The sequence below is a fragment of the Amycolatopsis acididurans genome, from assembly GCF_012328925.1.
Lineage (GTDB): Bacteria > Actinomycetota > Actinomycetes > Mycobacteriales > Pseudonocardiaceae > Amycolatopsis_E > Amycolatopsis_E acididurans.
On record NZ_JAAXLS010000018.1, the window covers coordinates 102,587 to 125,342 of the forward strand.

Here is a 22,756-nt window from a genome sequence, read left to right on the forward strand (position 1 = left end):
GAGCCTTCGCGCCCTCCGACGTGGGAGCCTTGGCTCGTAGCGGGCCGCACCGGTTCGCGAGGCTCACCCGGAGGGATGCCATGTTCTGGAAGATCGTCGGGGCACTCATCGTCGCCTGGGTGGCGTTCATGGTGATCGGATCGGTGGTCGGTTTCCTGCTCAAGGCCGTCCTCTGGATCGCGATCATCGGTGGCGCCGTGTTCCTCGGCACGGCGGCATATGGCGCCATCAAGGGCCGCAACACCCCCAAGCAGCTGCGTCGCTAGGAAAGCAGTTCGCCCGCCGCCTGGACGCCGAGCCAGCGGTGGGCGCGCAGGCCGACGGCTCGTGCGCCGTCCACATTGGACTGGCGGTCGTCGAAGAACAGACAGTCGCCCGGCTGGGCTTCCAGCCGGGCGAGCAGCGTCTCGAAGATCGCCGCGTCGGGTTTGGCCACGCCGACGTCGCCGGAGAACACCCGCACGCGGAAATGCTTCGCCCAGTCCTGGCGTTCGGCGAACCGGGCGAAGGAAGCCGGAGCGTTGGACAGCAACGCCAGCCGGGCGCCCGCCTCGTCCAGCGCGGCGAGCAGTTCCCCCGACTCGGGCTCGACGTGCGACCAGCCCTCGATGTCGATCGCGGTCAGCTTGTCCGAAGTGGACCGATCGACCGGCACGCCGAGCGCCTCACCGATCCCGCTCCAGTACGCAAGATCCGCGGCGCCCCGGTCATATCGATCGCGGTGCGCCCAGTAATGCGGTTCGAATTCCGCGAGTCCCGCACCCATCGTGTTCGCCAGCTCCGGCAAGGCATTCGTTCTCCCACAAATGACTTCGCCATAGTCGAAAACGATCCAGCGTTGTTCCCGCCCCGCTTCGCGGGCCCACCCCCCGCCGTCGTTCATGGATGCCCTCCGGCCTTGATGCGGCGCAACGCCTCCTCGATGTCCGCCATGGACAGATCGCGGTGTGCGATGAACCGTACCCGGCCGCCGAGCGGTACCGCCAGGATTCCGAGTGCACGCAACGACTCCAGCGTCACCGAAACATCCGCGACGCGAGCCAGCACGATATTCGTTTCCGGGGTGTTGACGTCCCACCCCAGATCCGCCAGACCGGCCGCCAGTTTGCGCGCCTTTTCGTGGTCTTCGGCCAGGTCACCGACGCGGCCGAGCGCGACGAGCGCGGCCGCCGCGATGATCCCGCCCTGGCGAATTCCACCGCCGAGCATCTGCCGCATCCGCCGGGCGCGTTCGATGAAACTCGCCGTCCCCGCGATCACCGAACCGACCGGCGCGCCCAGGCCCTTGGAGAAGCACGCCGAGACGGTGTCCACACCCACGGTCAGCGCCGCGGGCGGCAGGCCGAGCGCCGTCGCGGCGTGCCAGATGCGGGCACCGTCGAGGTGCACGCGCAGGCCCGCCTGCCGCGCAGTCGCCAGCAGCTGGGCGTGCTCGTGTGGCGGGATGACCGCACCACCGGAGGCGTTGTGCGTGTTTTCCAGGCACAGCAACGTGGTGCGCAGCGTGTAGTAGGGGCCGCCGCGGGCGCCGATGGCGGCGGCCAGGGTCGCCGGCTTCGGACGGCCGGGGCCTGCGTCGTGTTCGAGGGGATCGGGCATCCCGCCCGCGAGCCACGCCGCCGAACCCAGTTCGTTGACCAGGACGTGCGCGCCCTTCGGCGCGAGGAACCGGTCACCGCGCTGCAGGTGCACCGACAGCGCGATCAGGTTGGCCATGGTGCCACTCGGTGTGAACAGCGCCGCCGGCATCCCGAGCATCTCGGCCGCGCGGTCCTCGAGGGCCTTGACGGTGGGGTCGACATCGATGACGTTGTCACCGACCTCCGCGGACGCCATCGCTCTGCGCATCTTTTCATCCGGCCGGGTGACGGTGTCCGAGCGAAAATCGAGCGGAGAGTCAGTGGAGGTCACAGTCAGATCACATCACACTCACTAGTTGATCTACAAGAAGGTGTGCAACCGTAACGTGCCCCGCTTACGTCTTCACCTGCGAGACGCCACGGGAGGCCGGTGAACGAGGACGACGAACGGAAGTTCGCGGAGTACTTCGCTGCCAAGCAGGACTCCGTGCGGCGAACCGCGTACCTGCTCTGCGGTGACTGGCATCGCGCGGACGATCTCGCGCAAACGGCGTTCGTCGCGCTGCACCGGCGGTGGACCAAGATCCGCGACCCTCGCGCGACCGATGCCTACGTACGGAAAACGCTGATCAGGGCGTCGATCGACGAGTCGCGCCGTCCGTGGCGCCGGGAGCGGCACACCGACCGGGTGCCCGAACCGGAGCCCGCCGGCGGCTCGCTGGACGAGCAGGTCGCGACCAGGGCCGACCTGCTCGCCGGGCTCGAGGACGTGCCACCGAAACAACGCGCGGTGCTGGTGCTGCGGTACTTCGAGGGCCTCGACGTGGCCGGAGTCGCGAGGGTGCTCGGGTGCAGCGAGGGGAACGTGAAGAGCCAGACGGCACGCGGATTGGCCCATCTGCGCGCGGCGCTTGGCGAGGAGGTGGAGACGGGTGGATGAAAAGGAACTGGAAGGCCTCTTCCGGACTGCTCCCGGTGACCCGCCGCCGCCCGGCTTCACCCTCACGGACGTCACGAACGCCTCCGCGCGAGCGACGGCTCGTCGCCGAACGGCACTGCTCGCGGCCTGCGCCTGCGTCGTCGTGTTGCTCGGCGCCGCCGGGATCGTCGGCGTCACCTACTTTCGAGGGACGGAGTCGCAGAGCGCGCAACCGGCCGGCGCGCCGGTACGTCCTCCGGGAGCTTTGTCCGGCCCGTCGCCCATGCAGGGAAGCGGCGGCAACGGACAGGACGGCCCACGGGCCGAAAGCACCTCCGGGTGCGACAAGGTCGACCGGGAGCTCGCCACAGCCCTCGCCGGCGAGCTCCCGGCGACCGGCGTGACCGGCCCCGCACCCGGTCGTGTGTGCACGACGAACGCCCGCTCGGCCGGGTTCCAGGTCAGCGACGGTGACCGGCACGGCTTCGTCTCGGTGACGGTGTTCCCCACCCCGTTCGCGATGAAGCCGTTCAGCGACGGCACCGTGCTGTCCACGGCGGAGACCGCGAGCGGCGGATCGCTGGTCGTGCTGAGCTCCCCGGACGCGGGCAGCGCCCCGCCGCTGGAGTCGCGACTCGCCCAGATCTCCACGTCGCTGGCGAGGCATTTCTGAAGGCCGGCCCCTCGCGCACCGCCACCCTCAACGGAAGCGCCGCGAGTCGCGGTTACATTTTCTGCTATGACCGCGGCAGCGAGCACGCCCAAGGGCGAACGCAGGCGTGCGGCGCTGGTGGAAGCGGCAGCTGACCTGCTGGTCGAAGGCGGCTTCGAGGCGATCCGGCACCGCGCCGTCGCCGAGCGCGCCGGCCTGCCGCTGGCGTCGACCACGTACTACTTCGACTCGCTCGACGACCTCGTCACCGCCGCCGTCGCGCACCGGTGCCGGGTGGACCTGGACGCGGGCAAGGCGCAGCTCGCGGCGCTGGGCACCGAGCACCGGGACGTGAACGCCCTGGTCGAGGTGGTGCTCGACCAGCTGCTCGGCGAGGACACGACGTACGACGCGGTGCTGCTGCGCTACGAACGGCTCGTCACCACCGGCCGCCGCCCCTACCTGCGCCCGGTGATGCGCGCGATGCAGGCCGAGTTCCACGAACTGCTGACCGAGATCTTCGCCCGCTCCGGCAAACCGGTCGACCGCAAGCGGCTGGCCGAGATCATCGCACTGGTCGACGGCGCCGTGGTCAACGCGCTGATCGAGGTGGATCCGGATCCGCGAGCGGTCGCGCGGACGATGCTGCGCGACGCGTTGAGCTGAAGCAGGCTCACACTCACACACGAACACGGGTGTTTAGGCTGGAGAGGTGACCAAACCCAGCATTCCCAACGTGCTCGCCTCCCGCTACGCCTCCGCCCACCTGGTGGCGCTGTGGTCTCCGGAACGCAAGGTCACGTTGGAGCGGGAGCTGTGGCTCGCGGTGCTGCGGGCGCAGCGGGAGCTGGGGGTGGAGGTCCCGGACGGGGTCATCGAGGATTACGAGCGCGTGCTCGACCAGGTCGATCTGGCCTCGGTCGCCGAGCGCGAGCGCGTCACCCGGCACGACGTGAAGGCGCGTATCGAGGAGTTCAACGCGCTGGCCGGGCACGAGCACGTGCACAAGGGCATGACCTCGCGTGACCTCACCGAGAACGTCGAGCAGCTGCAGATCCGCCGTTCGCTCGAGCTGATCCGCGGCCGGGTGGCCGCCGTGCTGGCCAAGCTGGCGGGGCTGGCCGTGGAGCATTCGGACCTGGTCATGGCGGGCCGCTCGCACAACGTCGCCGCGCAGGCCACCACCCTGGGCAAGCGGTTCGCCACCGCGGCCGACGAGCTGACGGTCGCGTTCGAGCGGCTGGACGAGCTGATCGGCCGCTATCCGCTGCGCGGGATCAAGGGGCCGGTCGGCACGGCGCAGGACATGGTCGACCTGCTCGGTAGCGAGTCGACTTTGGACCTGCTGGAGCGGCGGATAGCCGAGCATCTCGGGTTCTCCCGCACGTTCACCAGCGTCGGCCAGGTCTACCCCCGCTCGCTGGACTTCGACGTGCTGTCCTCGCTCGTGCAGCTCGCGGCCGCGCCGTCGAGCCTGGCCAAGACGATTCGCCTCATGGCCGGGCACGAGCTGGTCACCGAGGGTTTCAAACCGGGCCAGGTCGGCTCGTCCGCGATGCCGCACAAGATGAACACGCGCTCGTGCGAGCGGGTCAACGGGCTGGCCGTGGTGCTGCGCGGCTACCTGTCGATGATCGGCGAGCTGGCCGGCGACCAGTGGAACGAGGGCGACGTGTCCGATTCGGTGGTGCGCCGCGTCGCGCTGCCGGACGCGTTCTTCGCGCTCGACGGGCTGCTGGAAACCTTCCTCACCGTGCTCGGCGAGTTCGGCGCCTTCCCGGCCGTCGTCGCCCGCGAACTCGACCGTTACCTGCCTTTCCTGGCCACGACGAAGGTGCTGATGGCAGCCGTGCGGGCGGGCGTCGGTCGCGAGACCGCACACGAAGCGATCAAGGAGAACGCGGTCTCGGTCGCGCTCGCCATGCGTGAGCAGGGGCTTTCCGAGAACGACCTGCTCGACCGGCTGGCCGCCGACGAGCGCCTGCCGCTCAGCCGCGAGGACCTCGACCGCCTGCTCGCCGACCGGCTGTCGTTCACCGGCGTCGCTCCCACGCAGGTCGCGGCGGTCGCGAAGCACGTCGAGGCCATCCTGACCCGCTTCCCGGAGGCCACCGACTACGTGCCCGCACCCATCCTGTAGGCACAGCGTCATCTCGGGGTAAGCGCAGGGTCATGTGCGGCTGCGCTAATGGGTGCCATGGACGCCCGTCTGCTGGTCTCACTGTCCGGCATCGGCCCCCGGACACTGCACCGCTGCGCCGACCTCGCCGCGGAGCTCGACCATCGCAAGGTACCGCTGTCGCTGCTCTTCGACCCCCGCTCCGACGGCCCGGTCACCGAGTGGATCCACGCCCGGACCAGCCGGGGCGACGGCCTCCTGCTACACGGCTACGACCACCGGATCGCGCCGTCGCACCGGGCGCTGACGTTCGGGCGCAAAGCCGAGTTCGCGGCGCTGCCCGCGCACGAGGCCCGGCTGCGGTTGATCGCCGCGCAAGCCGCGCTCGACCGGGCCGGGTTCGCCGCGGACGGCTTCGCGCCGCCACGCTGGCTCGCCTCGCGTGGGACGCTGGAAGCATTGCGCGGACAGGGATTCCGCTATTGCGCGGACCTCGGCGCGATCCATGACCTGCGCACCGGCGAGGTGCACCGGGCACGCGTGCAGGAGTTCACCAGCCGCGAGCGCACCGAAACCGTGCGGGCGTTCGCGCTGGTGCTCGCGACGGCCCGGGCAGCGCGGCGCGGTGGCCTGGTACGGCTCGGCGTGGACGCGGCCGATCTCGCCCGGCCGGGCCTCCGGCAGGCACTGCTCGACGCGGTCGACGTGGCGCTGGAGAACCGGGCCTTCGGCTCGACCTATCAGAGCTTGTGGGCCTCGCCCCGCGGCGCGACGCGGACCTCGGTGCCCTCCGGCGCCAGGTTGGTGAACAACCCGTAGTGCATGGCCGGGTTCGCGAGCACCGCCTCGTGGATCGGCACCGCGACGCGCGGCGCGACCGCACGCAGGAAGTCCACCGCCTCGCCGGCCTTGAGCCAGGGTGCCCCGGTGGGCAGGCCGAGCACGTCGACCTTCTGCTCCGGCACGTGGAACGAGTCGCCGGGGTGGTAGAAGGCGCCGTGCTCGAAGAGGTAGCCGACGTTCGGGATGACCGGGATGTCTTCGTGGATGACGGCGTGCTGCCCGCCGACCACGTTGACCGCCGTGCCGCCGACCTCGAACGCGTCGCCGGGCCGGACGACCTGGTACTCCAGGCCGAGCTTGGCGACGGTCTCCTCCGAGCCCGGGTCGACGATCAGCTTGGCGTTCGGGTTGGCCTCCAGCAGGCCCGGCAGTTTCTCCGAGTCGATGTGGTCGAAGTGCTGGTGCGTGATCAGCACCGCGTCCAGTTCACGCTCGGCGTCGAAGCCCTCGGAGAAGGCGCCGGGATCGAGCAGGATCCGCCCGTTGTCGGTTTCCAGCAGCACACAGGCGTGTCCATAGTGGACGATTCGCATCTATTCGCTCCCTCGCATGAGACGAGTTCAGCGTAGGCCGGTCGAAACGGCCTCGCCATGAAGTCACGTGATCAGGTCTCGTTGTGGTCCGCGTCTCTCGTTCAGGTAGTGAGCTTGGCCACTGCTTGTGCCATCCTGGGCGTACTCACCAGTAGGGAGGCCAGAGATGACCGCCGTGGAAGTGTCACAGGAGACCTTCGATTCGCTCGACCCGGCCACTGACGAGGTCGTCGGGACCTACCCGGTCCAGACCCGCGAGCAGGTCGAAGAGGCGGTCGAACGGGCACGCGAAGCTTCCCGGTGGTGGATGTCGCTGGGGTTCGACGGGCGCGCGGAGCGGTTGCGCCGCTGGAACGCGACGATCACCCGGCGGATGCGCGAACTGTGCGAGGTCGTCCAGCGGGAGACCGGCAAGCCGTACGGGGACGCGCAGCTCGAGGTCGTGCTGGCCATCGAGCACGTGGCCTGGGCCGCCAAGAACGCGCGCAAGGTGCTCGGCCGCAAGCGCCGCTCGGCGGGCCTGCTGCTGTCCAACCACACCGCGACCGTCGAGTACCTGCCGCTGGGCGTGGTCGGCGTGATCGGCCCGTGGAACTATCCCGTGTTCACCCCGATGGGCTCGATCACCTACGCGCTCGCGGCGGGCAACACCGTGGTGTTCAAGCCCAGCGAGTACACGCCCGGCGTCGGGAAGTGGCTGGTCGACACGTTCGCCGAGGCCGTGCCCGAGCACCCGGTGTTCCAGCTGATCACCGGATTCGGCAAGACCGGCGCAGCGCTCGTCGGCGCGGGCGTGGACAAGATCGCGTTCACCGGTTCGACCGCGACCGGCAAGAAGATCATGGCCGCCGCGGCGGAGACGCTCACCCCGGTGGTGATCGAGGCCGGCGGCAAGGACGCGCTGCTGGTCGACTCCGACGCCGACCTGGACGCGGCCGCCGACGCCGCCGTGTGGGGCGCGTTCTCCAACTCCGGCCAGACCTGCATCGGCGTCGAGCGCGTGTACGTGCACGAGCGCGTCTACGACTCGTTCCTGGAGAAGGTGCTCGCGCTGACCGGCAAGGTCAAGGCGGGCGAGCAGTACGGGCCGATGACCATGCCCGCCCAGCTCGACGTGGTCCGCAAGCACATCGCGGACGCGATCGCCCGCGGCGGCCGGGCCCTGACCGGCGGCAACGTCGGTGAGCGGTTCGTCGAGCCGACCGTGCTGGTCGACGTGCCCGAGGACGCCGAGGCCGTGTGCGAGGAGACCTTCGGGCCGACGATGACGGTGGCGAAGGTGCGGGACATGGACGAGGCCGTGGAGAAGGCGAACGCGACGAAGTACGGCCTGGCCTCGACGGTGTTCTCCAAGCACAACGGGCAGCGGCTGGCCGACCGGTTACGCGCGGGGATGACCTCGATCAACGCTCCGTTCTCCTTCGCCGGGATCGCGTCGCTACCCTTCGGCGGGGTCGGCGACTCCGGGTTCGGGCGGATCCACGGGCCGGAGGGGCTGCGCGAGTTCGCCCGCCCGAAGGCCGTGGCCAAGCAGCGTTTCGCGGTGCCGCTCAAGCTGACCTCGTTCACCAGGACGGACAAGACCGAGCAGCTGGTCGGAAAACTCGTTACGACCTTGCATGGAAGGGGCGGCAAGGAGTAACCAACATGCATGGCTACCTTGCGAAAGATCTCCGTGACCGTGGCGGGCGCGGCGGCGATCGGCGCGCTCGGATTCGCCACACCGGCAGCTGAGGCCGCGCCCACGCCCTGCGACGCGCAGGCGCGCGCATGTCTGCAACTGCACACCAACCAGGCCTGGCTGGTCAACGGCGGGCAGGTGACCTACGGCCCGGTGCCGGTCACCACGGGCAAACCGCAGTACCCGACGCCGACCGGCCACTTCCGGGTGCAGTACAAGGACGCCAACCACTACAGCAAGGAATTCAACGGGCCGATGCCCTACTCGGTGTTCTTCACCAACGACGGGGACGCCTTCCACGAGGGCAGCCTGCGCGCGCAGTCCCACGGCTGCGTGCACCTGTCGCACGCGGCGGCGGTGAAGTTCTACCAGACCCTGCGGCCCGGTGACTCCGTGCAGATCGTGCCGTAGTCCGAAATATCGGACGCGAGCGGGTATCTTGGCGGCATGCCCCGCCAAGTGCCCGCCGTGCTCCGTGCCGCCGACATCATGGAACTGTTCCTCGAAGCGAACGACACGCTGACCGCGGCCGAGATCGTCGACCGGCTCGAGCTGCCGCGCTCGACCGCGCACGAGCTGCTCACCACGCTGGTCGCCCGGCGGTATCTGGTGCGCAAGGCCGGTGAGGACACCACCTACCGGCTGGGCCCGAAGCTGCTCGAACTCGGCTCGCGGTACCAGCAGCGCCTGGAGTTCGCCGCCGAGGCGGACGCGGTCGCCCGTTCGGTCGCCGCTCAGTGCGGCGAGACCGTGCACGTGGGCGTGCTCGACGGGCTCGAAGTCGTCTACGTGTCCAAAATAGACTCGACGCATTCGGTGCGGTTGATCTCGGAGGTGGGCAGCAGGCTGCCCGCGCACTGCACCGCCGTGGGCAAGGTCCTGCTCGCCGGGCTCGGCCAGCAGGACCTCAATGAACGGCTCAAGCGTCGCAAACTGGTGGCGCTGACCCCGCACAGCATCACGTCGCGCAGCACACTTCTGGCTCAGCTCAAGGAGATCCGGGCCGACGGCGTGGCACACGAACGCAGCGAGTCCAATCCGGACGCCGGCTGCGTCGCCGCGCCCGTGGTGGACGCGAGCGGCGACCGGGTCGCCGCGATGAGCATCTCGATCCCGACGTCACGCCATTCCGACGAAGCGTGGTCGCGCTGGGAGAAACTCGTCCGTGAAGGGGCGGCCGAACTGTCGGCGAGACTGGGCGCTCACCTCTGACCTCGGTCACACCGGCACCGCGAGCCCCTCGGCGGGCAGCTTCGAGGCGACCGCCTCCGGGTAATGGCGCTCCAGTAGTTCCAGCCCGATCTCGGCGCGGCGCACGCGTTCGCGGACCAGTGCGATCGCGGTGGGCGTCAGATGGGTGCCGCTGGGGTAGATGTTGGGCGCGTTGCGTAGCCCGAACTTCAGATAGACCGGGGCGGCGACGCGCACGATCTCGGCGATTTCGAAGTGCCGGAGGAAACCGCCGAGATCGTCGGGCGCCTCGATGTAGATGTCGATCGGGATGTCGATCACCGACCGGATGGCCGCGAGCTGCGCGAGCGAGAGGTCGGTGGGCACGTTGTAGGTGTTCGCACCCGCCCGTTCGGCGATCCGGATGGCGGCCGGATTGGCCAGCCCCATCTGCACGCTGACCTTGAACTGCAGGTCCCGCGGCAGTTCCCCGGCGGCACGCATCCGCTCGGCGACCGTCAGGACGCCGAGATCGGTGACCAGCACGCTGCGGATCCCGGCCTCGGCGGTGCGGCGGATGTCCTCCAGCACGTGCACGAGCTGCTCGGTCCCGCGGACCTGCGCGGCGAGCGAACCGCCGCCGGAGGCGAGCGACGCGGCGGAGGTGTCCCAGGCCGCGACCGGCCGCGCGAACAGGCTGACCTCGACCGAGCGGGCCCGTGCGAACTCCGCGATCGTGGCGAGTTCGCGCCGGGTCAGCAGCATCCCGCCGCTGCCCTGGGACACCCGATGCACCACCACGCCCCGCGCGTCCGCCTCCGCGTACACCGCTTCCAGCGCCTCCGGCCCCTCGACGCTCGGGATCTCCACCCGGTACTGCGCGCCGTCGGGGAACCGCTTCGCGCTGGCAGGCACCGTGGCCGGGTCCGCATCCGGCAGTCCCAGCGAACGCAGGAAATCTCGGGTTCGTCGCACCACTGCACCACCCATTGATTCGAAATTTCGGACGCTATTCGCGATTCCAGACGAGACTACGGAGCTTCGCCGACGCCGGTCAAGCCGTTGACACCGCAACCCGCGGCCGCTTACTTTCGATCGGTATCGCAGACGTCATCCGATATCTCGGACGCAGACAACGGAGTCCACGTGTCGCACGCAGTCACCATGCGCAAGGTCACGCTGCGCCTGCTGCCCCTGCTGGGGCTGCTCTACGTCATCGCCTACATCGACCGCTCGAACGTCGGCTTCGCCAAGCTGACCCTGCAGTCCGAACTCGGCCTCTCGGCCACCGTCTACACGCTCGGCCAGGTGTTCTTCTTCGCCGCCTACGCCATCCTCGAAGTGCCGAGCAACCTGGCGTTGCACCGGTTCGGCGCGCACCGGTGGATCGCGCGGATCATGCTCACCTGGGGCATCGTGACCATCGCGACCGCGCTGGTGTCCACCACCTGGCAGTTCTACCTGGCCCGGTTCGCGCTCGGCGCGGCCGAGGCCGGGTTCTTCCCCGGCGTCGTCTACTACCTCACGCGCTGGTACCCGGAGTCATACCGCGGCAAGGCGATCGGCGCGTTCATGCTCGCCGGACCGGTCTCGTTCATCATCGGCAACCCGGCGATGGGCGCGCTGGACGATCTGAACGGGGTCTGGGGCCTGCACGGCTGGCAGTGGATCTTCCTCGCCACCGGAATTCCCGCCGTGCTGCTCGCCCCGGTCGTGCTGTGGCTCCTGCCGAAGGAACCGGCCACCGCGCGCTGGCTCGGCGAGAACGAACGCACCTGGCTGACCGGCGAACTGAAGGCGGAGGCCGAGCGGGTCGGCGCGCAGCCGCACACCGCGTGGGCGGTGCTCAAGGACAAGCGAGTGCTGGCGATGTCGGTGTTCTTCCTGTGCTTCCCGCTGGCCACCTACGGACTGGCGTTCTGGCTGCCGACTATCGTCAAGGGGTTCGGGCACCTGTCCGGGCTGACGATCGGCGCGGTGTCCGCCATTCCCTACGTGTGCGTGATGGTCGGGTTGCTCGTGGTGCCGAGGCTGGCCAACCGCAGGCAGGCGCCCTTCGGCTGGCTCGCGCTGATGCTCGCGTTCTCCGTGGCCGGTCTGCTGGTCGCGGCCGTCGGCGGAGCGCCGTGGCTGGAGATGGCGGGGCTGTGCGTCGCCTCGATCGGCGGATACGCGGCGCAGCCGGTGATGTGGGGGCTCGTGCCGCGGTTCCTCGCGGGCGCGTCGGCGGCGGCCGGAATCGCCGCGATCAACGGCATCGGCAACCTCGGCGGCGGCTTCGGGCCGATGGGGATCGCGGCCGTGGTGGACGCCACGGGATCCGCGCGAACCGGGCTGTACTTCCTCGTCGTGGTGTCGTTGCTGGGGCTCGCGGGCACGTACGGGCTGCGCCGGGTGCTGCGCGCGAAGGCCGCCGAGCGCGTTCCGGCCGAGGCCGGCCGCTTGCCCACCACCACCCTCGACGGAGACGCTCCGCGACGCGGTTAGACTCATCTGGTACCGCCTACCTGCGAATACCTGGGAGCGAACCCCGTGGCCCGAGTCGTGGTCGACGTCATGCCCAAGCCCGAGATCCTTGACCCGCAAGGTCAGGCCGTGGCGGGCGCACTGCCCCGCCTTGGCTTCACGGGCGTCCTCGAGGTGCGCCAGGGCAAGCACTTCGAGCTGGAGGTCGACGACTCGGTCGACGACGAAACCCTCGCCAAGATCGCCGAAGGCTTCCTGGCGAATCCCGTGATCGAGGAGTGGACCGTGCGGAGGGTCTCGTGAAGATCGGCGTGATCACCTTCCCCGGCACGCTCGACGACGTCGACGCGGCCAGGGCGGCGCGCTATGCCGACGCCGAGGCGGTGGCGCTGTGGCACGCCGACGAGGACCTCAAGGGCGTGGACGCGGTCATCGTCCCCGGCGGATTCTCCTACGGCGACTACCTGCGCTGCGGCGCCATCGCCCGGTTCGCGCCGGTGATGAACTCGGTCGTCGAGGCGGCCGGCAAGGGCATGCCGGTGCTGGGCATCTGCAACGGCTTCCAGATCCTGTGCGAGGCCGGGCTGCTGCCGGGCGCGCTGGTGCGCAACAAGAAGCTGCACTTCGTGTGCCGCGACCAGTGGCTGCGCGTCGAGAACAACACGACCGCCTGGACCACGCGGTACGACAAGGGTGCCGAGATCCTGATCCCGCTGAAGTCCGGCGAGGGTGGCTACGTCGCCGAGCAGTCCACTCTGGACGAACTGGAGGGCGAGGGCCGCGTGGTGTTCCGCTACGTCGGCGAGAACCCCAACGGCTCCCGCAACGACATCGCCGGCATCACGAGCGCCAACGGCCGCGTCGTCGGCCTCATGCCGCACCCGGAGCACGCGATCGACGCACTGACCGGACCGTCGGACGACGGGCTCGGGATGTTCTACTCGGCGGTGGACGCGCTCGTCGCCAGCTGAAACGGCTCGGCATCGTGCTCGGGCACGGTCCCTGGGCTCAGGCCCGGGCCGCGGCCACCAGCCGCGAATACGGTCCACCGGCGGCGAGCAGGTCCTCGTGCGCTCCGTACTCGGTGATGCGGCCCTCCTCCAGCACCGCGACCCGGTCGGCCGCCGCCGCGGTGTGCAGGCGGTGCGCGATCGCGATCACCGTGCGACCTTCGAGCACCGTGGTCAGCGAGCGTTCCAGGTTGCGTGCCGACGAGGTGTCCAGCAGCGAGGTCGCCTCGTCCAGCACCACGGTGTGCGGGTCGGCCAGCACGACGCGGGCCAGCGCGAGCTGCTGCGCCGTCGCCGCGGGCACCGCGAGCGCACCCGCGCCAAGCCGGGTGTCCAGGCCCTCGGGCAGCGCGGCCAGCCATTCGCCGAGGCCCACCGAGGACAGCGCCCGTGTCAGCTCGGCGTCGCTCCAGTCACCGGCGGGCAGCGTCAGGTTGTCCCGCAGCGTGCCGGCGAACACGTGGTGCTCCTGCGTGAGCAACAGCACCTCGCCCCGCAGCACGTCCTGCGCGAGACCCGACACCTCCGCCCCGCCGATCGCGACCGAACCCGAATGCGGCTCCGCGACCCCGGCCAGGAGCCTGCCGAGGGTGGACTTGCCCGCGCCGGACGGCCCGACGATCGCGAGCCGCCGGCCGGGCGGCACCCGCAGGTCGATGCCGTGCAGCACCTCGCGGTCGGCGGAGTAGCCGTACCGCACGTCCCGCAGCACGATCTCCCGGCCGCGCGGGCTTCCGCCGTGTGTGACGTCGTCGACGCCCCGGACCCCGAGGATGCGCCGCAACGCCGTGCCCGCCACCTGCACGTCCTCCAGCCACCACAGGATCTCCTCGATCGGCCCGCCGAGCGTCTGCAGATAGACGGCGATGGTCGTCACGGTGCCCAGCCCGGCCAGCCCTTCCGCGTAGGCCCAGGCGCCCAGCCCCAGCGCGACCGCGATCGGCAGCACCTGGCTCAGCAGCATCCACGGCACCCACGTCACGTGCATCCTGCGCAACGCGCGCTCGTCGCCGACCGCCCGCCCGAGCAGCCGGTGGCCGTGCGCGATCCGCCGTGGCGTCAGCCCGAGCGCCTCCGCGGTGCGCGCACCGTCCGCGGTCTCGTGCAACCCGGTCTGCACGTCCGCCCACGAGTTCAGCATCCGCTCCACTATGGACGGAACGTGCAGGAGGTACCAGCGCACGGTGAGGTACAGGATCGGTACCACGATCAGCAATGACAGCGACAGCAGCGGCGAGGTGAACACCATCGCGCCCACGGTCAGCAGCACCGTGATCGCCGAGATCAGCGTCTCCGGCAGCGCGTTGCGGACCGCGAAGTCGACCCGGTCGGCGTCCGTGGTCGCACGGCTGAGCAGGTCACCCGTGCCCGCCGCCTCGACCGTGCCCAGCGGCAGCCGCAACGCCTGTGCCACAAAGGATTCCCGCGTCTGCGCCAGTAGCCGCTCACCGAGCATCCCGGCGCGCACACGCGCGGTCCGCTTAAGCCAGGCCTGCGCGACGAGCACCACGACGAAGACCAGCACCAGCATCTCGATGTGGCTGTCGCCGCCCACCGCCGAATCCACGAGCCTGCCGAGGATCTGCGGCCCGACGAGACCCGCGATCGCGGCCAGCCCGTACAACCCGAGCATGATCACGAACTCGGTCCGGTGCGTGCGCCACGTCGTCACCGCCCAGGTGCGTGCCGCGCGCACCGTCGCGAACGGCAGTCTCACCGGCACGTGATCACCTCATCCGCCAATTTGGTCCACAATGGACTCTCCGTGAACACCACGGTCGTCCTGCCGCGCCGCAACTCCGCGACCCGCTCGGCGATCCGCGCCTCGGTGTGCGTGTCCACCGCCGAGGTCGGCTCGTCCAGCAGCAACGTGTCGGCGTCCAGCGCGAGCGCGCGGGCCAGGCTCAGCCGCTGCCGCTGACCACCCGAAACCTCGCGGCCCCGCTCGCCGATCAACTCGTCCATCCCGTCCGGGAAACCGGCCACGATGTCGCCGGCGTCGGCCGCCCACAACGCGTCCTCGGCCCGCTCCCGCGGAATCAGCTGGTCCCGCAGGATTCCGGAGAACCACAGGTCCTGGTTGTGCGCGTAGACGACCCGGCGCCGCAGTTCGGCCAGCGCGACGCGGTCGGCGGGCACCCCGGACACCAGGACCCGCTCGCCGGGCCCGGGGTCGGCGAATCGTGCCATCCGCGCCGCCAGTGCCTCCGCGTCGCCGCCCACGTCGATCACGGTCAGCTTTCCCGCCACCGCCGTGTACCCGGTGCGTGAATCGTGCAGTTCCAGCGGGCCGTCCGGCAGCTCCACCGGGGCGTGCGGATCGGCCAGTGCCGGCTGCAGAGCGAGTACGCCGCAGACCTTCTTCGCCGCGACCAGCGCGCCCGCGAACGCGTCGATCGCCTCGGTCGCCGTGCTGACCGGCACGAGCATGAACGCCGACGCGGCGTAGAACGTCACCAGCTCGCCGACGCTGATCGCGCCGCTCGCGACCAGGTGCGCGCCGAGCCAGGTGATCAGCACCGTGATCAGTCCCGGCAGCAGCACCTCGGCCCCGACCAGCCACGACTCGCTGCGCGCGACCTCGACACCCGCGCGGCGCACGCGCTGGCTCGCCTCGCGGAACCGGGCGAGGAACTGCCGCTCGCCACCGATGCCACGCAGGATCCGCAACCCCGACACGATGTCCGCCGCGATCGCGTTCACTTCGGACAGTTCCGCACGCTGCGTGCCCTTGCGTCTCTGCAGCGGCTCGACCAGCTTGCCCATGCTGAGCACGGCGAGCGGCACGCCCACCATCGCGACCGCGCCGAGCAGCGGCGAGGTGAACAACAACACGATGCCGACCGTGACGAATCCCACGATCGCCCCGGCCAGCCGCCCGCCGACCTCGAACACGTTGCCGACCCGGTTGACGTCCGACGAGGAGATCGCCATCACCTCACCGGTCGCGGCCTGCGCCCGCAGCGACGCGCCGAGCCGCGCCGCGTGGTCGGCGACGAGCCGCTGCGTGACCGACGCGCCATGCAGCCACATGCCGTGCACCGCGAAGATCAACGCCCCACCGAAAACGGCCTGTAGCACGCCGAGGCCCACGACCAGGCCGACCGATCCGGCGACCGGCCGATGTTGCCCGATCGCCTCGACCGTGTCACCGATCACGAGCGGCAGCAGCGCACCCGGCAGCATCCAGATCGCGCTCAGCACACAGGTGGCCGCGGCGAACCAGGGCCGCGCCCGCAGCACCGCGGCGAGATAACGCAGCGGGGTGAGCCGGACCGGCAGACGCATACCGCAAACGGTATGGAGCCGATTCGTCCGAGGCGACCGATTTTCCGCCGGCCAGGTTCGCGGGTCCGGGCGGCCCTCGCTCACCGCCACCCTCAACGCAGCACTCCGCGCACGGTTACCCTTCTAGTGTGACGGAAACCCTGGTCATCGACACGACCGCGCACGCCGCCGAAACCCCCGACACCCCGCAGCCCTACCTCGAGCTCGGGCTCGCGGAGGACGAGTACGCCCGCATCCGGGACATCCTCGGCCGCCGCCCCACCGACGCCGAGCTCGCCATGTACTCGGTGATGTGGAGCGAGCACTGCTCGTACAAGTCCTCGAAGAAGCACCTGAGCTACTTCGGCAAGACCACCACGCCCGAGATGAAGGCGAAGATGCTCGCCGGTATCGGGGAGAACGCCGGCGTGGTCGACGTCGGCGACGGCTGGGCCGTCACGTTCAAGATCGAGAGCCACAACCATCCGTCCTATGTGGAGCCTTACCAGGGGGCGGCCACCGGCGTGGGTGGCATCGTGCGCGACATCCTCGCGATGGGTGCGCGGCCGCTCGCGGTCGCCGACGCGCTGCGCTTCGGTCCCGCCGACGCGCCCGACACCCGCCGCGTGCTGCCTGGAGTGGTCGCCGGCGTCGCGGGCTACGGCAACTGCCTCGGCCTGCCCAACGTCGGTGGCGAGGTCGTCTTCGACGAAAGCTACGCGGGCAACCCGCTGGTCAACGCCATGTGCGTGGGTGCGATGCGCACCGAGGACCTGCACCTCGCGTTCGCCTCCGGCACCGGCAACAAGATCATTCTCTTCGGAGCGCGCACCGGGCTGGACGGCATCGGCGGCGTGTCCGTGCTCGCGAGCGACACGTTCTCCGGCGACGAATCGGCCGGTGGCCGCAAGAAGCTGCCGAGCGTGCAGGTGGGCGACCCGTTCACCGAGAAGGTGCTCATCGAGTGCTGCCTCGAACTGTTCGCGAAGAAGCTCGTCGTCGGCATCCAGGACCTCGGCGGGGCGGGCCTGTCGTGTGCCACGTCGGAGCTGGCCGCGGCAGGCGATGGCGGGATGCACATCGAGCTGGACCGGGTTCCCCTGCGCGCCAAGGGAATGACGCCCGCGGAGGTCCTCTCCAGCGAATCGCAGGAGCGGATGTGCGCGGTCGTCGCACCGGACAAGGTCGACGAGTTCATGGCCGTGTGCAAGAAGTGGGACGTGATCGCCACCGAGATCGGCGAGGTCACCGACGGCGACCACCTGGTGATCACCTGGAACGGCGAGACCGTGGTGGACGTGCCGCCCCGCACCGTCGCACACCAGGGCCCGGTGTACGACCGGCCGATCGCGCGGCCGTCCAATCAGGACGCTCTGCGCGCCGACAGCCCGGACAAGCTGCCCCGCCCGTCGACGCCGGACGAGCTGCGGGAGACGCTGCTGCGCGTGGTCTCCTCGCCGAACCAGGCGTCGAAGGACTGGGTCACCGAGCAGTACGACCGCTACGTGCGCGGCAACACGGTGCTGGCCCAGCCCGCCGACTCCGGGCTGATCCGGATCGACGAGAGCAGCGGCCGCGGTGTCGCCGTGTCGACCGACTGCAACAGCCGGTTCGTCTACCTCGACCCGTACCTCGGCACGCAGCTCGCGCTGGCCGAGTCCTACCGCAACGTGGCCACCAGCGGTGCGACGCCGCTGGCCGTCACCAACTGCCTCAACTTCGGTGCGCCCACCGACCCGGCCGTGATGTGGCAGTTCGAGCAGTCCGTGCACGGGCTCGCGGACGGCTGCGCGCAGCTCGGGGTCCCGGTCACCGGCGGGAACGTGAGCTTCTTCAACCAGACCGGGGAGACCGCGATCCTGCCGACGCCGGTGGTCGGCGTGCTCGGCGTGATCGACGACGTGCGGCGCCGCATCCCGACCGGCATCGGCGCCGAGGCCGGCGAGACGCTGCTGCTGCTCGGCGACACCCACGACGAGTTCGGCGGTTCCACCTGGGCGCACGTGATCCACGGGCACCTCGGCGGCCTGCCGCCGAAGGTGGACCTGGAGCGCGAGCGGCTGCTGGCGGAGATCCTGGTCGCGGGCTCGCGGGACGGCATGATCTCGGCGGCGCACGACCTGTCCGACGGCGGTCTCGCGCAGACGGCGGTCGAGACGGTGCTGGTCGGCCAGTGCGGGGCACGGCTCGTGCTGGACGAGGACGCCGACCCGTTCGTGCAGCTGTTCTCGGAGTCGGCAGGCCGGGTGCTGGTCGCCGTGCCGCGCTCGGAGGAGCTGCGGTTCACCGAGATGTGCACCGCCCGCGGCCTGCCGTGGCGCCGGGCCGGCGTGGTCGACCCCGAATCGGACGCGCTGCAGATCCAGGGCGTGGCGACGTTCCCGCTGACGGAACTGCGTCAGGCCTGGGAAGGCACGCTGCCCGCGCTGTTCGACTGACCGAGGCTGCGCTGCATCAACACGGTGTCGAGCCGGCGTCCGTGCTTGAAGCCGACGTTGCGCAGGCGGCCGGCGTCGACGAAACCGCGACGGTGATGCAGCGCGGGTGAGGCACCCTGGGTGTCGGCGATGACCGCGATGATCTCGCGGATGCCCAGGGCATCGCAGCGCTCGACCACCGTGTCGAGCAGGAGACCGCCGAGGCCGTGGCCGACCGCCCATGGCGCGACGTAGACCGAGTCCTCAACGGTCTGCCGGTAGGCCGGCCTGGTCTTCCACGGGGAGCAGTAGGCGTATCCGGCGACCTTGTCGTCGAGTTCGGCCACCAGGAACGGCAGGCCGCTGTCGGTGATCGCGGCGAAGCGGCGTGCCCACTCGGCCTCGTCCGGGACCTCGAGTTCGAAGGTCGCGATGCTCGTCTCGACGTAGTGCCCGTAGATCTCCGCGATGCCGGGAAGGTGCTCTCTACCAGCACTTTTCACTATAGGAGAAGAATCCACTACTATAGGATACATGGACCTGAGTGCCCTCGGCGAACGAATTCAGCAGGCCCGGACCGAACGCGGGCTGACGTTGCAGACACTCGCCGACCGCTCGTCGGTCAGCGTCAGCATGTTGTCGTCGGTGGAACGGGGCGCGAAGGCACCCACCATCGTGGTGCTCGACCGGATCGCGACCGGGCTCGGCGTGTCGCTCGCGCACCTGATCGCCCAGCCGCAGCGGATGATCCTGCGCCGTGCCGCGGAGCAGGACACGGTGCAGGAGCCGGGCGGCTGGCAGCGCACGATCCTCACCCCGGTCGTGCCGGGCGTGAACTTCGAGTGGATCTCCTCGACGCTGCCGCCGGGGTGCGAGGCGGGCACCTACCCGCCGTACGCGGCGGGATCGCACGAGTTCATCGTCGTCCGGTCCGGCACGCTCACGCTGACCGTGGACGGTGAGGTGGTGATCCTCGGCGAGGGGGACTCGCTCTACCTCGCCGCGGACGTCACACTCGCCTACGCCAACCACTCCGACGTCCCCTGCACGTACTACGTGGCTGCGTTGATCATGCGGCCGAGGCTGCCGGGCCTCGGCCGCATGCGGGTGGATCAGTAGGCCTCGAAGCTGTCGATGCAGGCGTTCTCGCCGTCGCGATCGGTGCTGATGAAGCCGTCCGTGACCCGCTCACCGCCGAGGGTGCCCTCGAACGACCCGAAGGCGATGGCACCGGCACCGGAGACGTCCGCGGTCAGGTTCGTCCCGCCGGAGGCCGCCTTGCTCACCGTGGGCTGGACCTCCGACGTGTTGGCCGTGCACACCAGCGCCATCGCACCGGCGACGTCGCCGCCGTTGACCTTGGCGATGAAGCCGTCGACCGCCGTCTTGCCCAGACTCGAACCGCCGGACGAAGAGCTGCTGCTGCTGGTCGGCGAGGACGAGCGGTTCTTGCTGCTGGAGGACGACGGGCTCTGCGACTTGATCGAGATCTTCTGCCAGCACCACTTGCCGTTCTCGTTGGCCATGGTCGCGGTCGCGGTGCTGCTGCCGTACTTGGTCGACACCGCCACGTTCACCGTCGCCGAGTTCCCGTTGGCCGCCACGTTGACCAGCTTCGCGCTCGTGATCGCGTCGGAATCGTCGATGCGGTCGCTGACGTCCTTGTCCGCGTCGGCGCACACGAAGGTCTTCAGCATGGCTTTGTCGTGCTTGGCCAGAGCGTCCACAATGGCCGACGCGGTCGCGTCCGGCTTCTCACTGTCCTTGCCGAGGAAGAAGCCCGGCGCCACGAAACCGGTGATGCCCAGCGCCGCGAGGATCACCACGAGCCCGACGGACAGCCCGATCCACAGCCCCTTCTTGCCGCCGCCACCCCCCGGCGGCGGAGTGCCGTAGCCGGGGAACTGGCCGGTGGGCGGGTATCCGCCACCACCGCCGGCACCGGGCTGCGGGTACGGCTGGGGATAGCCCTGTCCATACCCCGGCTGCTGCCCGTACTGCGGGAAGCCCTCGGACGGTGGATAGCCACCCGGCTGCTGGCCGTACCCACCAGGTTGCTGACCATAGGGACCCGGTTGCTGGCCATAGTCCGGCTGGCCCGGCTGTGGTGGATACGTCATGGCGCCGCCCTTTCGCTCAATACGCCTTTCGGACGTAATGGCGACAAGTCTGGTTCCCGCCACCTGATCACGGGATGTTCCCGCCCGATCTTCGCCGGGAACACCCGGACGAATCACTCAGTCGTGGTTGCTCGCCAGTGCGACGAGGCGGTCGTAGGAACCGTTGAACGTGTTCTGGTCGATCGGGCTGGAGCTGTACTGCCAGAACGTGTAGACGCTCCAGTTGTCGGGCAGGGTGCCCACGCTGGAGGAGTATCGCGCCACCCACAGCGGGTTCGTGCTGGCGAACGCACCGTCCACACACTGGCTCCACCAGCTCGTGGACGTGTAGATCGTCGGGTACTTGCCGGTGCGCGCGTAGTAGGTGTCGGAGAAGTCCCTGATCCACGCGGCCATGCCGCTCTTGGACAGGCCGTAGCAGGTCGCGCCGTAGGGGTTGTACTCCATGTCCAGCGCGCCGGGCAGGGTCTTGCCGTCGGCCGACCAGCCGCCGCCGTGGTCGACGAAGTAGTTGGCCTGCGCCGCGCCGCCGGCGGTGTCGGGTGTGGCGAAGTGGTAGGCGCCGCGGATCATCCCGATGTCGTAGGAACCGTTGTACTGCTGGGCGAAGTACGGGTTGACGTAGGTGGTGCTCTCGGTGGCCTTGACGTAGGCGAATCGCTTGCCCTGATTCCAGTAGCTCGCCCAGTCGACGTTGCCCTGGTGACCGCTGACGTCGATGCCCTCGACGGTGGCGGTCGCCTCCTGGCCGTCGGAGTTGAGGCCCTGCGGCCGCTGTGCGTCGGCCCTGGTCTGCGGCGTGGAGTGGTCGCCCTCGACGCGCCTGATCTGTGAACCCATCTCGTGATCGTTACCTGCCACGTACTCGTCGGTCGAGCTTTCGGGCGCGGCACTTGCCGGGGTGACCGCACCCAGGAGCAATGCCGCCGCGGAGGCGGTGACCACTCCGGTGACGACGTGCCGCCATGTTCTTCGGGGGGTGGACATGTGCGCCAGTTCCTTCCAGTTGCCCTCGCATGTGGACGGTCGTGTGCAGGGAGCCGTCCGCGCGTGATTCTTGATGACGACATACCGACTTGTCATCAAGTTCCGTGAACTCTGGGTGCCGGGTGGATGATTTTCGGGTGGAAGCCGACTTTCGTCGTCGCCCCGATGGACTAGACCTCGGTCACCGCGCGGCGAACGCGCGCACCTGGTCCATGGTCCCGTTGAACAGGTTCTGGTCGCCCGGCAGGTTGCCCGAATCGGCGTACTGCCAGATCGTCTGCACCGTCCAGCCCGCGGGCAGCGCCCCGAGCGTGTCGTTGTACCGCGCCACCCACAGCGGGTTGTTGGCGCCGAAGCCGGAATTGCCGCCGGTGCAGCGGTTCCACCAGCTGGTCGAGGTGTAGATGACGGGGAACCGGCCGGTGCGGGCCCGGTAGGCGTCGGAGAAGTCGCGCAGCCAGTCCGACAGCGCGGCCGGGCTCAGGCCGTAACAGGCGTCGCCGTAGGGGTTGTACTCGGCGTCGAGCGCGCCGGGCAGGGTGCGGCCGTCCGGGGTCCAGCCGCCGCCGTGGTCGAGGAAGTAGCCGGCCTGCGCGGCGCCGGTGGAGACGTCGGGCCGCGCGAAGTGGTAGGCGCCGCGGAGCAGGCCGGCGTCGTAGGAACCGTTGTACTGCTGGGGGAAGTTCGGACTGGTGTAGCCGGTGCCCTCGGTGGCCTTGATGTAGACGAAGCGCGCACCGCCGTTCCAGGCGGCGGGCCAGTCCACGTCACCCTGGTGGCCGCTCACGTCGTGACCGAGCGTTCCGGCGTTCTCGTTGAACCGGGGCACCCCGGCGCCACCTTCGACACGGGCGATCTGCGAGCCCGCCGATGTCGACCCGGCCAGGCTGTAGTCAGCGGGTTCGGTCGCCGCGGCCGGTTCGACGGCCGCGGTCAGCACACTCGATACACAAAGGGCGGCGCTGGTCCAGCGCATCCCTGATCTCCATAGA

Annotated in this window: 24 protein-coding genes; 14 read left to right on the forward strand and 10 right to left on the reverse strand. The window is 69.8% G+C overall.

Features of this window, described 5'->3' with window-relative positions:
• The first annotated feature begins 80 nt into the window (after nt 1-80).
• Complete coding sequence (locus HFP15_RS23890; RefSeq protein ID WP_168518963.1) at nt 81-266, forward strand: hypothetical protein; 186 nt, start codon at nt 81-83, stop codon at nt 264-266.
• Here the strand turns inward: HFP15_RS23890 and HFP15_RS23895 are convergent.
• Nucleotides 263-883 carry an HAD family hydrolase gene (locus tag HFP15_RS23895; protein ID WP_168518964.1) on the reverse strand — a complete coding sequence of 207 codons (621 nt, stop codon included), beginning with the start codon at nt 881-883 and terminating at the stop codon, nt 263-265. The two genes, HFP15_RS23890 and HFP15_RS23895, sit on opposite strands and share 4 nt — an antisense overlap.
• A complete protein-coding gene (locus HFP15_RS23900) occupies nt 880-1,911 on the reverse strand; it encodes a threonine aldolase family protein (RefSeq protein ID WP_168518965.1) in 1,032 nt (343 codons plus the stop codon). The genes HFP15_RS23895 and HFP15_RS23900 overlap by 4 nt, the downstream gene beginning before the upstream one ends.
• Nucleotides 1,912-2,010: 99 nt before the next feature.
• On the opposite strand from HFP15_RS23900, the gene HFP15_RS23905 reads away from it, so the two are divergent.
• The 5 genes from HFP15_RS23905 (at nt 2,011) to HFP15_RS23925 (ending at nt 6,089) form a co-directional block, all read left to right on the forward strand.
• On the forward strand, nt 2,011-2,520 hold the full coding sequence (locus HFP15_RS23905) for a SigE family RNA polymerase sigma factor (RefSeq protein ID WP_168518966.1): 510 nt from the start codon (nt 2,011-2,013) through the stop codon (nt 2,518-2,520).
• The gene (locus HFP15_RS23910; RefSeq protein ID WP_168518967.1) at nt 2,513-3,172 is read left to right on the forward strand and encodes a hypothetical protein; all 660 of its coding nucleotides are present in this window, start codon (nt 2,513-2,515) and stop codon (nt 3,170-3,172) included. The genes HFP15_RS23905 and HFP15_RS23910 overlap by 8 nt, the downstream gene beginning before the upstream one ends.
• Before the next feature lie 66 nt (nt 3,173-3,238).
• Nucleotides 3,239-3,817: a TetR/AcrR family transcriptional regulator gene (locus tag HFP15_RS23915; RefSeq protein ID WP_168518968.1), complete on the forward strand. Its 579-nt coding sequence runs from the start codon at nt 3,239-3,241 to the stop codon at nt 3,815-3,817.
• 46 nt (nt 3,818-3,863) lie between these two features.
• On the forward strand, nt 3,864-5,291 hold the full coding sequence (gene purB, locus HFP15_RS23920; RefSeq protein WP_168518969.1) for an adenylosuccinate lyase: 1,428 nt from the start codon (nt 3,864-3,866) through the stop codon (nt 5,289-5,291).
• A 57-nt stretch (nt 5,292-5,348) separates the two neighbouring features.
• The gene (locus HFP15_RS23925) at nt 5,349-6,089 is read left to right on the forward strand and encodes a DUF2334 domain-containing protein (protein WP_210717768.1); all 741 of its coding nucleotides are present in this window, start codon (nt 5,349-5,351) and stop codon (nt 6,087-6,089) included.
• On the opposite strand, the gene HFP15_RS23930 is transcribed toward HFP15_RS23925, so the two are convergent.
• A complete protein-coding gene (locus HFP15_RS23930) occupies nt 6,011-6,646 on the reverse strand; it encodes an MBL fold metallo-hydrolase (protein ID WP_168518970.1) in 636 nt (211 codons plus the stop codon). The genes HFP15_RS23925 and HFP15_RS23930 overlap by 79 nt on opposite strands.
• A gap of 166 nt (nt 6,647-6,812) precedes the next feature.
• Between HFP15_RS23930 and HFP15_RS23935 the strand changes: the two genes are divergently transcribed.
• Genes HFP15_RS23935 through HFP15_RS23945 form a run of 3 tightly spaced genes read left to right on the forward strand, consistent with a single transcriptional unit; the run spans nt 6,813 to nt 9,539 of the window.
• Nucleotides 6,813-8,288, forward strand: a complete 1,476-nt coding sequence (locus HFP15_RS23935) for an aldehyde dehydrogenase family protein (protein WP_168518971.1) — start codon at nt 6,813-6,815, stop codon at nt 8,286-8,288.
• Nucleotides 8,289-8,297: 9 nt separating this feature from the next.
• Nucleotides 8,298-8,738, forward strand: coding sequence for a L,D-transpeptidase (locus tag HFP15_RS23940; RefSeq protein WP_168518972.1), 441 nt, complete (start codon nt 8,298-8,300; stop codon nt 8,736-8,738).
• Nucleotides 8,739-8,774: 36 nt separating this feature from the next.
• Nucleotides 8,775-9,539: an IclR family transcriptional regulator gene (locus HFP15_RS23945; RefSeq protein ID WP_168518973.1), complete on the forward strand. Its 765-nt coding sequence runs from the start codon at nt 8,775-8,777 to the stop codon at nt 9,537-9,539.
• Nucleotides 9,540-9,545: 6 nt separating this feature from the next.
• On the opposite strand, the gene HFP15_RS23950 is transcribed toward HFP15_RS23945, so the two are convergent.
• Nucleotides 9,546-10,472 carry a U32 family peptidase gene (locus HFP15_RS23950; RefSeq protein WP_168518974.1) on the reverse strand — a complete coding sequence of 309 codons (927 nt, stop codon included), beginning with the start codon at nt 10,470-10,472 and terminating at the stop codon, nt 9,546-9,548.
• 171 nt (nt 10,473-10,643) lie between these two features.
• Between HFP15_RS23950 and HFP15_RS23955 the strand changes: the two genes are divergently transcribed.
• Genes HFP15_RS23955 through purQ form a run of 3 tightly spaced genes read left to right on the forward strand, consistent with a single transcriptional unit; the run spans nt 10,644 to nt 12,934 of the window.
• On the forward strand, nt 10,644-11,984 hold the full coding sequence (locus HFP15_RS23955; RefSeq protein ID WP_312871719.1) for an MFS transporter: 1,341 nt from the start codon (nt 10,644-10,646) through the stop codon (nt 11,982-11,984).
• 45 nt (nt 11,985-12,029) lie between these two features.
• Complete coding sequence (gene purS / locus HFP15_RS23960; RefSeq protein WP_168518975.1) at nt 12,030-12,266, forward strand: phosphoribosylformylglycinamidine synthase subunit PurS; 237 nt, start codon at nt 12,030-12,032, stop codon at nt 12,264-12,266.
• Nucleotides 12,263-12,934, forward strand: coding sequence for a phosphoribosylformylglycinamidine synthase subunit PurQ (gene purQ, locus HFP15_RS23965; RefSeq protein ID WP_168518976.1), 672 nt, complete (start codon nt 12,263-12,265; stop codon nt 12,932-12,934). Before purS ends, purQ begins: the two co-directional genes overlap by 4 nt.
• A 37-nt stretch (nt 12,935-12,971) precedes the next feature.
• Here purQ and HFP15_RS23970 read toward each other — a convergent pair whose 3' ends face one another.
• Together HFP15_RS23970 and HFP15_RS23975 are read right to left on the reverse strand one after the other, a co-directional pair.
• On the reverse strand, nt 12,972-14,696 hold the full coding sequence (locus HFP15_RS23970; protein ID WP_376768890.1) for an ABC transporter ATP-binding protein: 1,725 nt from the start codon (nt 14,694-14,696) through the stop codon (nt 12,972-12,974).
• Complete coding sequence (locus HFP15_RS23975; protein WP_168518977.1) at nt 14,687-16,261, reverse strand: ABC transporter transmembrane domain-containing protein; 1,575 nt, start codon at nt 16,259-16,261, stop codon at nt 14,687-14,689. Before HFP15_RS23975 ends, HFP15_RS23970 begins: the two co-directional genes overlap by 10 nt.
• A gap of 128 nt (nt 16,262-16,389) precedes the next feature.
• Here HFP15_RS23975 and purL point away from each other — a divergent pair, with 128 nt between their 5' ends.
• Nucleotides 16,390-18,678: a phosphoribosylformylglycinamidine synthase subunit PurL gene (gene purL / locus HFP15_RS23980; RefSeq protein ID WP_168518978.1), complete on the forward strand. Its 2,289-nt coding sequence runs from the start codon at nt 16,390-16,392 to the stop codon at nt 18,676-18,678.
• Here purL and HFP15_RS23985 read toward each other — a convergent pair.
• Nucleotides 18,639-19,160, reverse strand: coding sequence for a GNAT family N-acetyltransferase (locus HFP15_RS23985; protein ID WP_312871721.1), 522 nt, complete (start codon nt 19,158-19,160; stop codon nt 18,639-18,641). The two genes, purL and HFP15_RS23985, sit on opposite strands and share 40 nt — an antisense overlap.
• 31 nt (nt 19,161-19,191) lie before the next feature.
• Between HFP15_RS23985 and HFP15_RS23990 the strand changes: the two genes are divergently transcribed.
• The gene (locus tag HFP15_RS23990; RefSeq protein WP_168518980.1) at nt 19,192-19,776 is read left to right on the forward strand and encodes a helix-turn-helix domain-containing protein; all 585 of its coding nucleotides are present in this window, start codon (nt 19,192-19,194) and stop codon (nt 19,774-19,776) included.
• Here the strand turns inward: HFP15_RS23990 and HFP15_RS23995 are convergent.
• From HFP15_RS23995 to HFP15_RS24005, 3 genes are all read right to left on the reverse strand, one after another.
• On the reverse strand, nt 19,770-20,777 hold the full coding sequence (locus tag HFP15_RS23995; RefSeq protein WP_168518981.1) for an Rv0361 family membrane protein: 1,008 nt from the start codon (nt 20,775-20,777) through the stop codon (nt 19,770-19,772). The two genes, HFP15_RS23990 and HFP15_RS23995, sit on opposite strands and share 7 nt — an antisense overlap.
• A 117-nt stretch (nt 20,778-20,894) precedes the next feature.
• A complete protein-coding gene (locus tag HFP15_RS24000; protein ID WP_168518982.1) occupies nt 20,895-21,764 on the reverse strand; it encodes a lysozyme in 870 nt (289 codons plus the stop codon).
• A 181-nt stretch (nt 21,765-21,945) separates the two neighbouring features.
• On the reverse strand, nt 21,946-22,740 hold the full coding sequence (locus HFP15_RS24005; protein WP_168518983.1) for a lysozyme: 795 nt from the start codon (nt 22,738-22,740) through the stop codon (nt 21,946-21,948).
• Between the last annotated feature and the right edge of the window lie 16 nt (nt 22,741-22,756).

Bases quoted from the DNA above. Each gene is read 5' to 3' on its own strand.
- HFP15_RS23890 (WP_168518963.1), top strand. From the start codon at position 81: ATGTTCTGGAAGATCGTCGGGGCACTCATCGTCGCCTGGGTGGCGTTC.
- HFP15_RS23895 (WP_168518964.1), bottom strand. From the start codon at position 883: ATGAACGACGGCGGGGGGTGGGCCCGCGAAGCGGGGCGGGAACAACGC.
- HFP15_RS23915 (WP_168518968.1), top strand. From the start codon at position 3,239: ATGACCGCGGCAGCGAGCACGCCCAAGGGCGAACGCAGGCGTGCGGCG.
- HFP15_RS23925 (WP_210717768.1), top strand. From the start codon at position 5,349: ATGGACGCCCGTCTGCTGGTCTCACTGTCCGGCATCGGCCCCCGGACA.
- HFP15_RS23930 (WP_168518970.1), bottom strand. From the start codon at position 6,646: ATGCGAATCGTCCACTATGGACACGCCTGTGTGCTGCTGGAAACCGAC.
- HFP15_RS23935 (WP_168518971.1), top strand. From the start codon at position 6,813: ATGACCGCCGTGGAAGTGTCACAGGAGACCTTCGATTCGCTCGACCCG.
- HFP15_RS23940 (WP_168518972.1), top strand. From the start codon at position 8,298: ATGGCTACCTTGCGAAAGATCTCCGTGACCGTGGCGGGCGCGGCGGCG.
- HFP15_RS23945 (WP_168518973.1), top strand. From the start codon at position 8,775: ATGCCCCGCCAAGTGCCCGCCGTGCTCCGTGCCGCCGACATCATGGAA.
- HFP15_RS23975 (WP_168518977.1), bottom strand. From the start codon at position 16,261: ATGCGTCTGCCGGTCCGGCTCACCCCGCTGCGTTATCTCGCCGCGGTG.
- HFP15_RS23990 (WP_168518980.1), top strand. From the start codon at position 19,192: ATGGACCTGAGTGCCCTCGGCGAACGAATTCAGCAGGCCCGGACCGAA.
- HFP15_RS23995 (WP_168518981.1), bottom strand. From the start codon at position 20,777: ATGACGTATCCACCACAGCCGGGCCAGCCGGACTATGGCCAGCAACCG.
- HFP15_RS24000 (WP_168518982.1), bottom strand. From the start codon at position 21,764: ATGTCCACCCCCCGAAGAACATGGCGGCACGTCGTCACCGGAGTGGTC.
- HFP15_RS24005 (WP_168518983.1), bottom strand. From the start codon at position 22,740: ATGCGCTGGACCAGCGCCGCCCTTTGTGTATCGAGTGTGCTGACCGCG.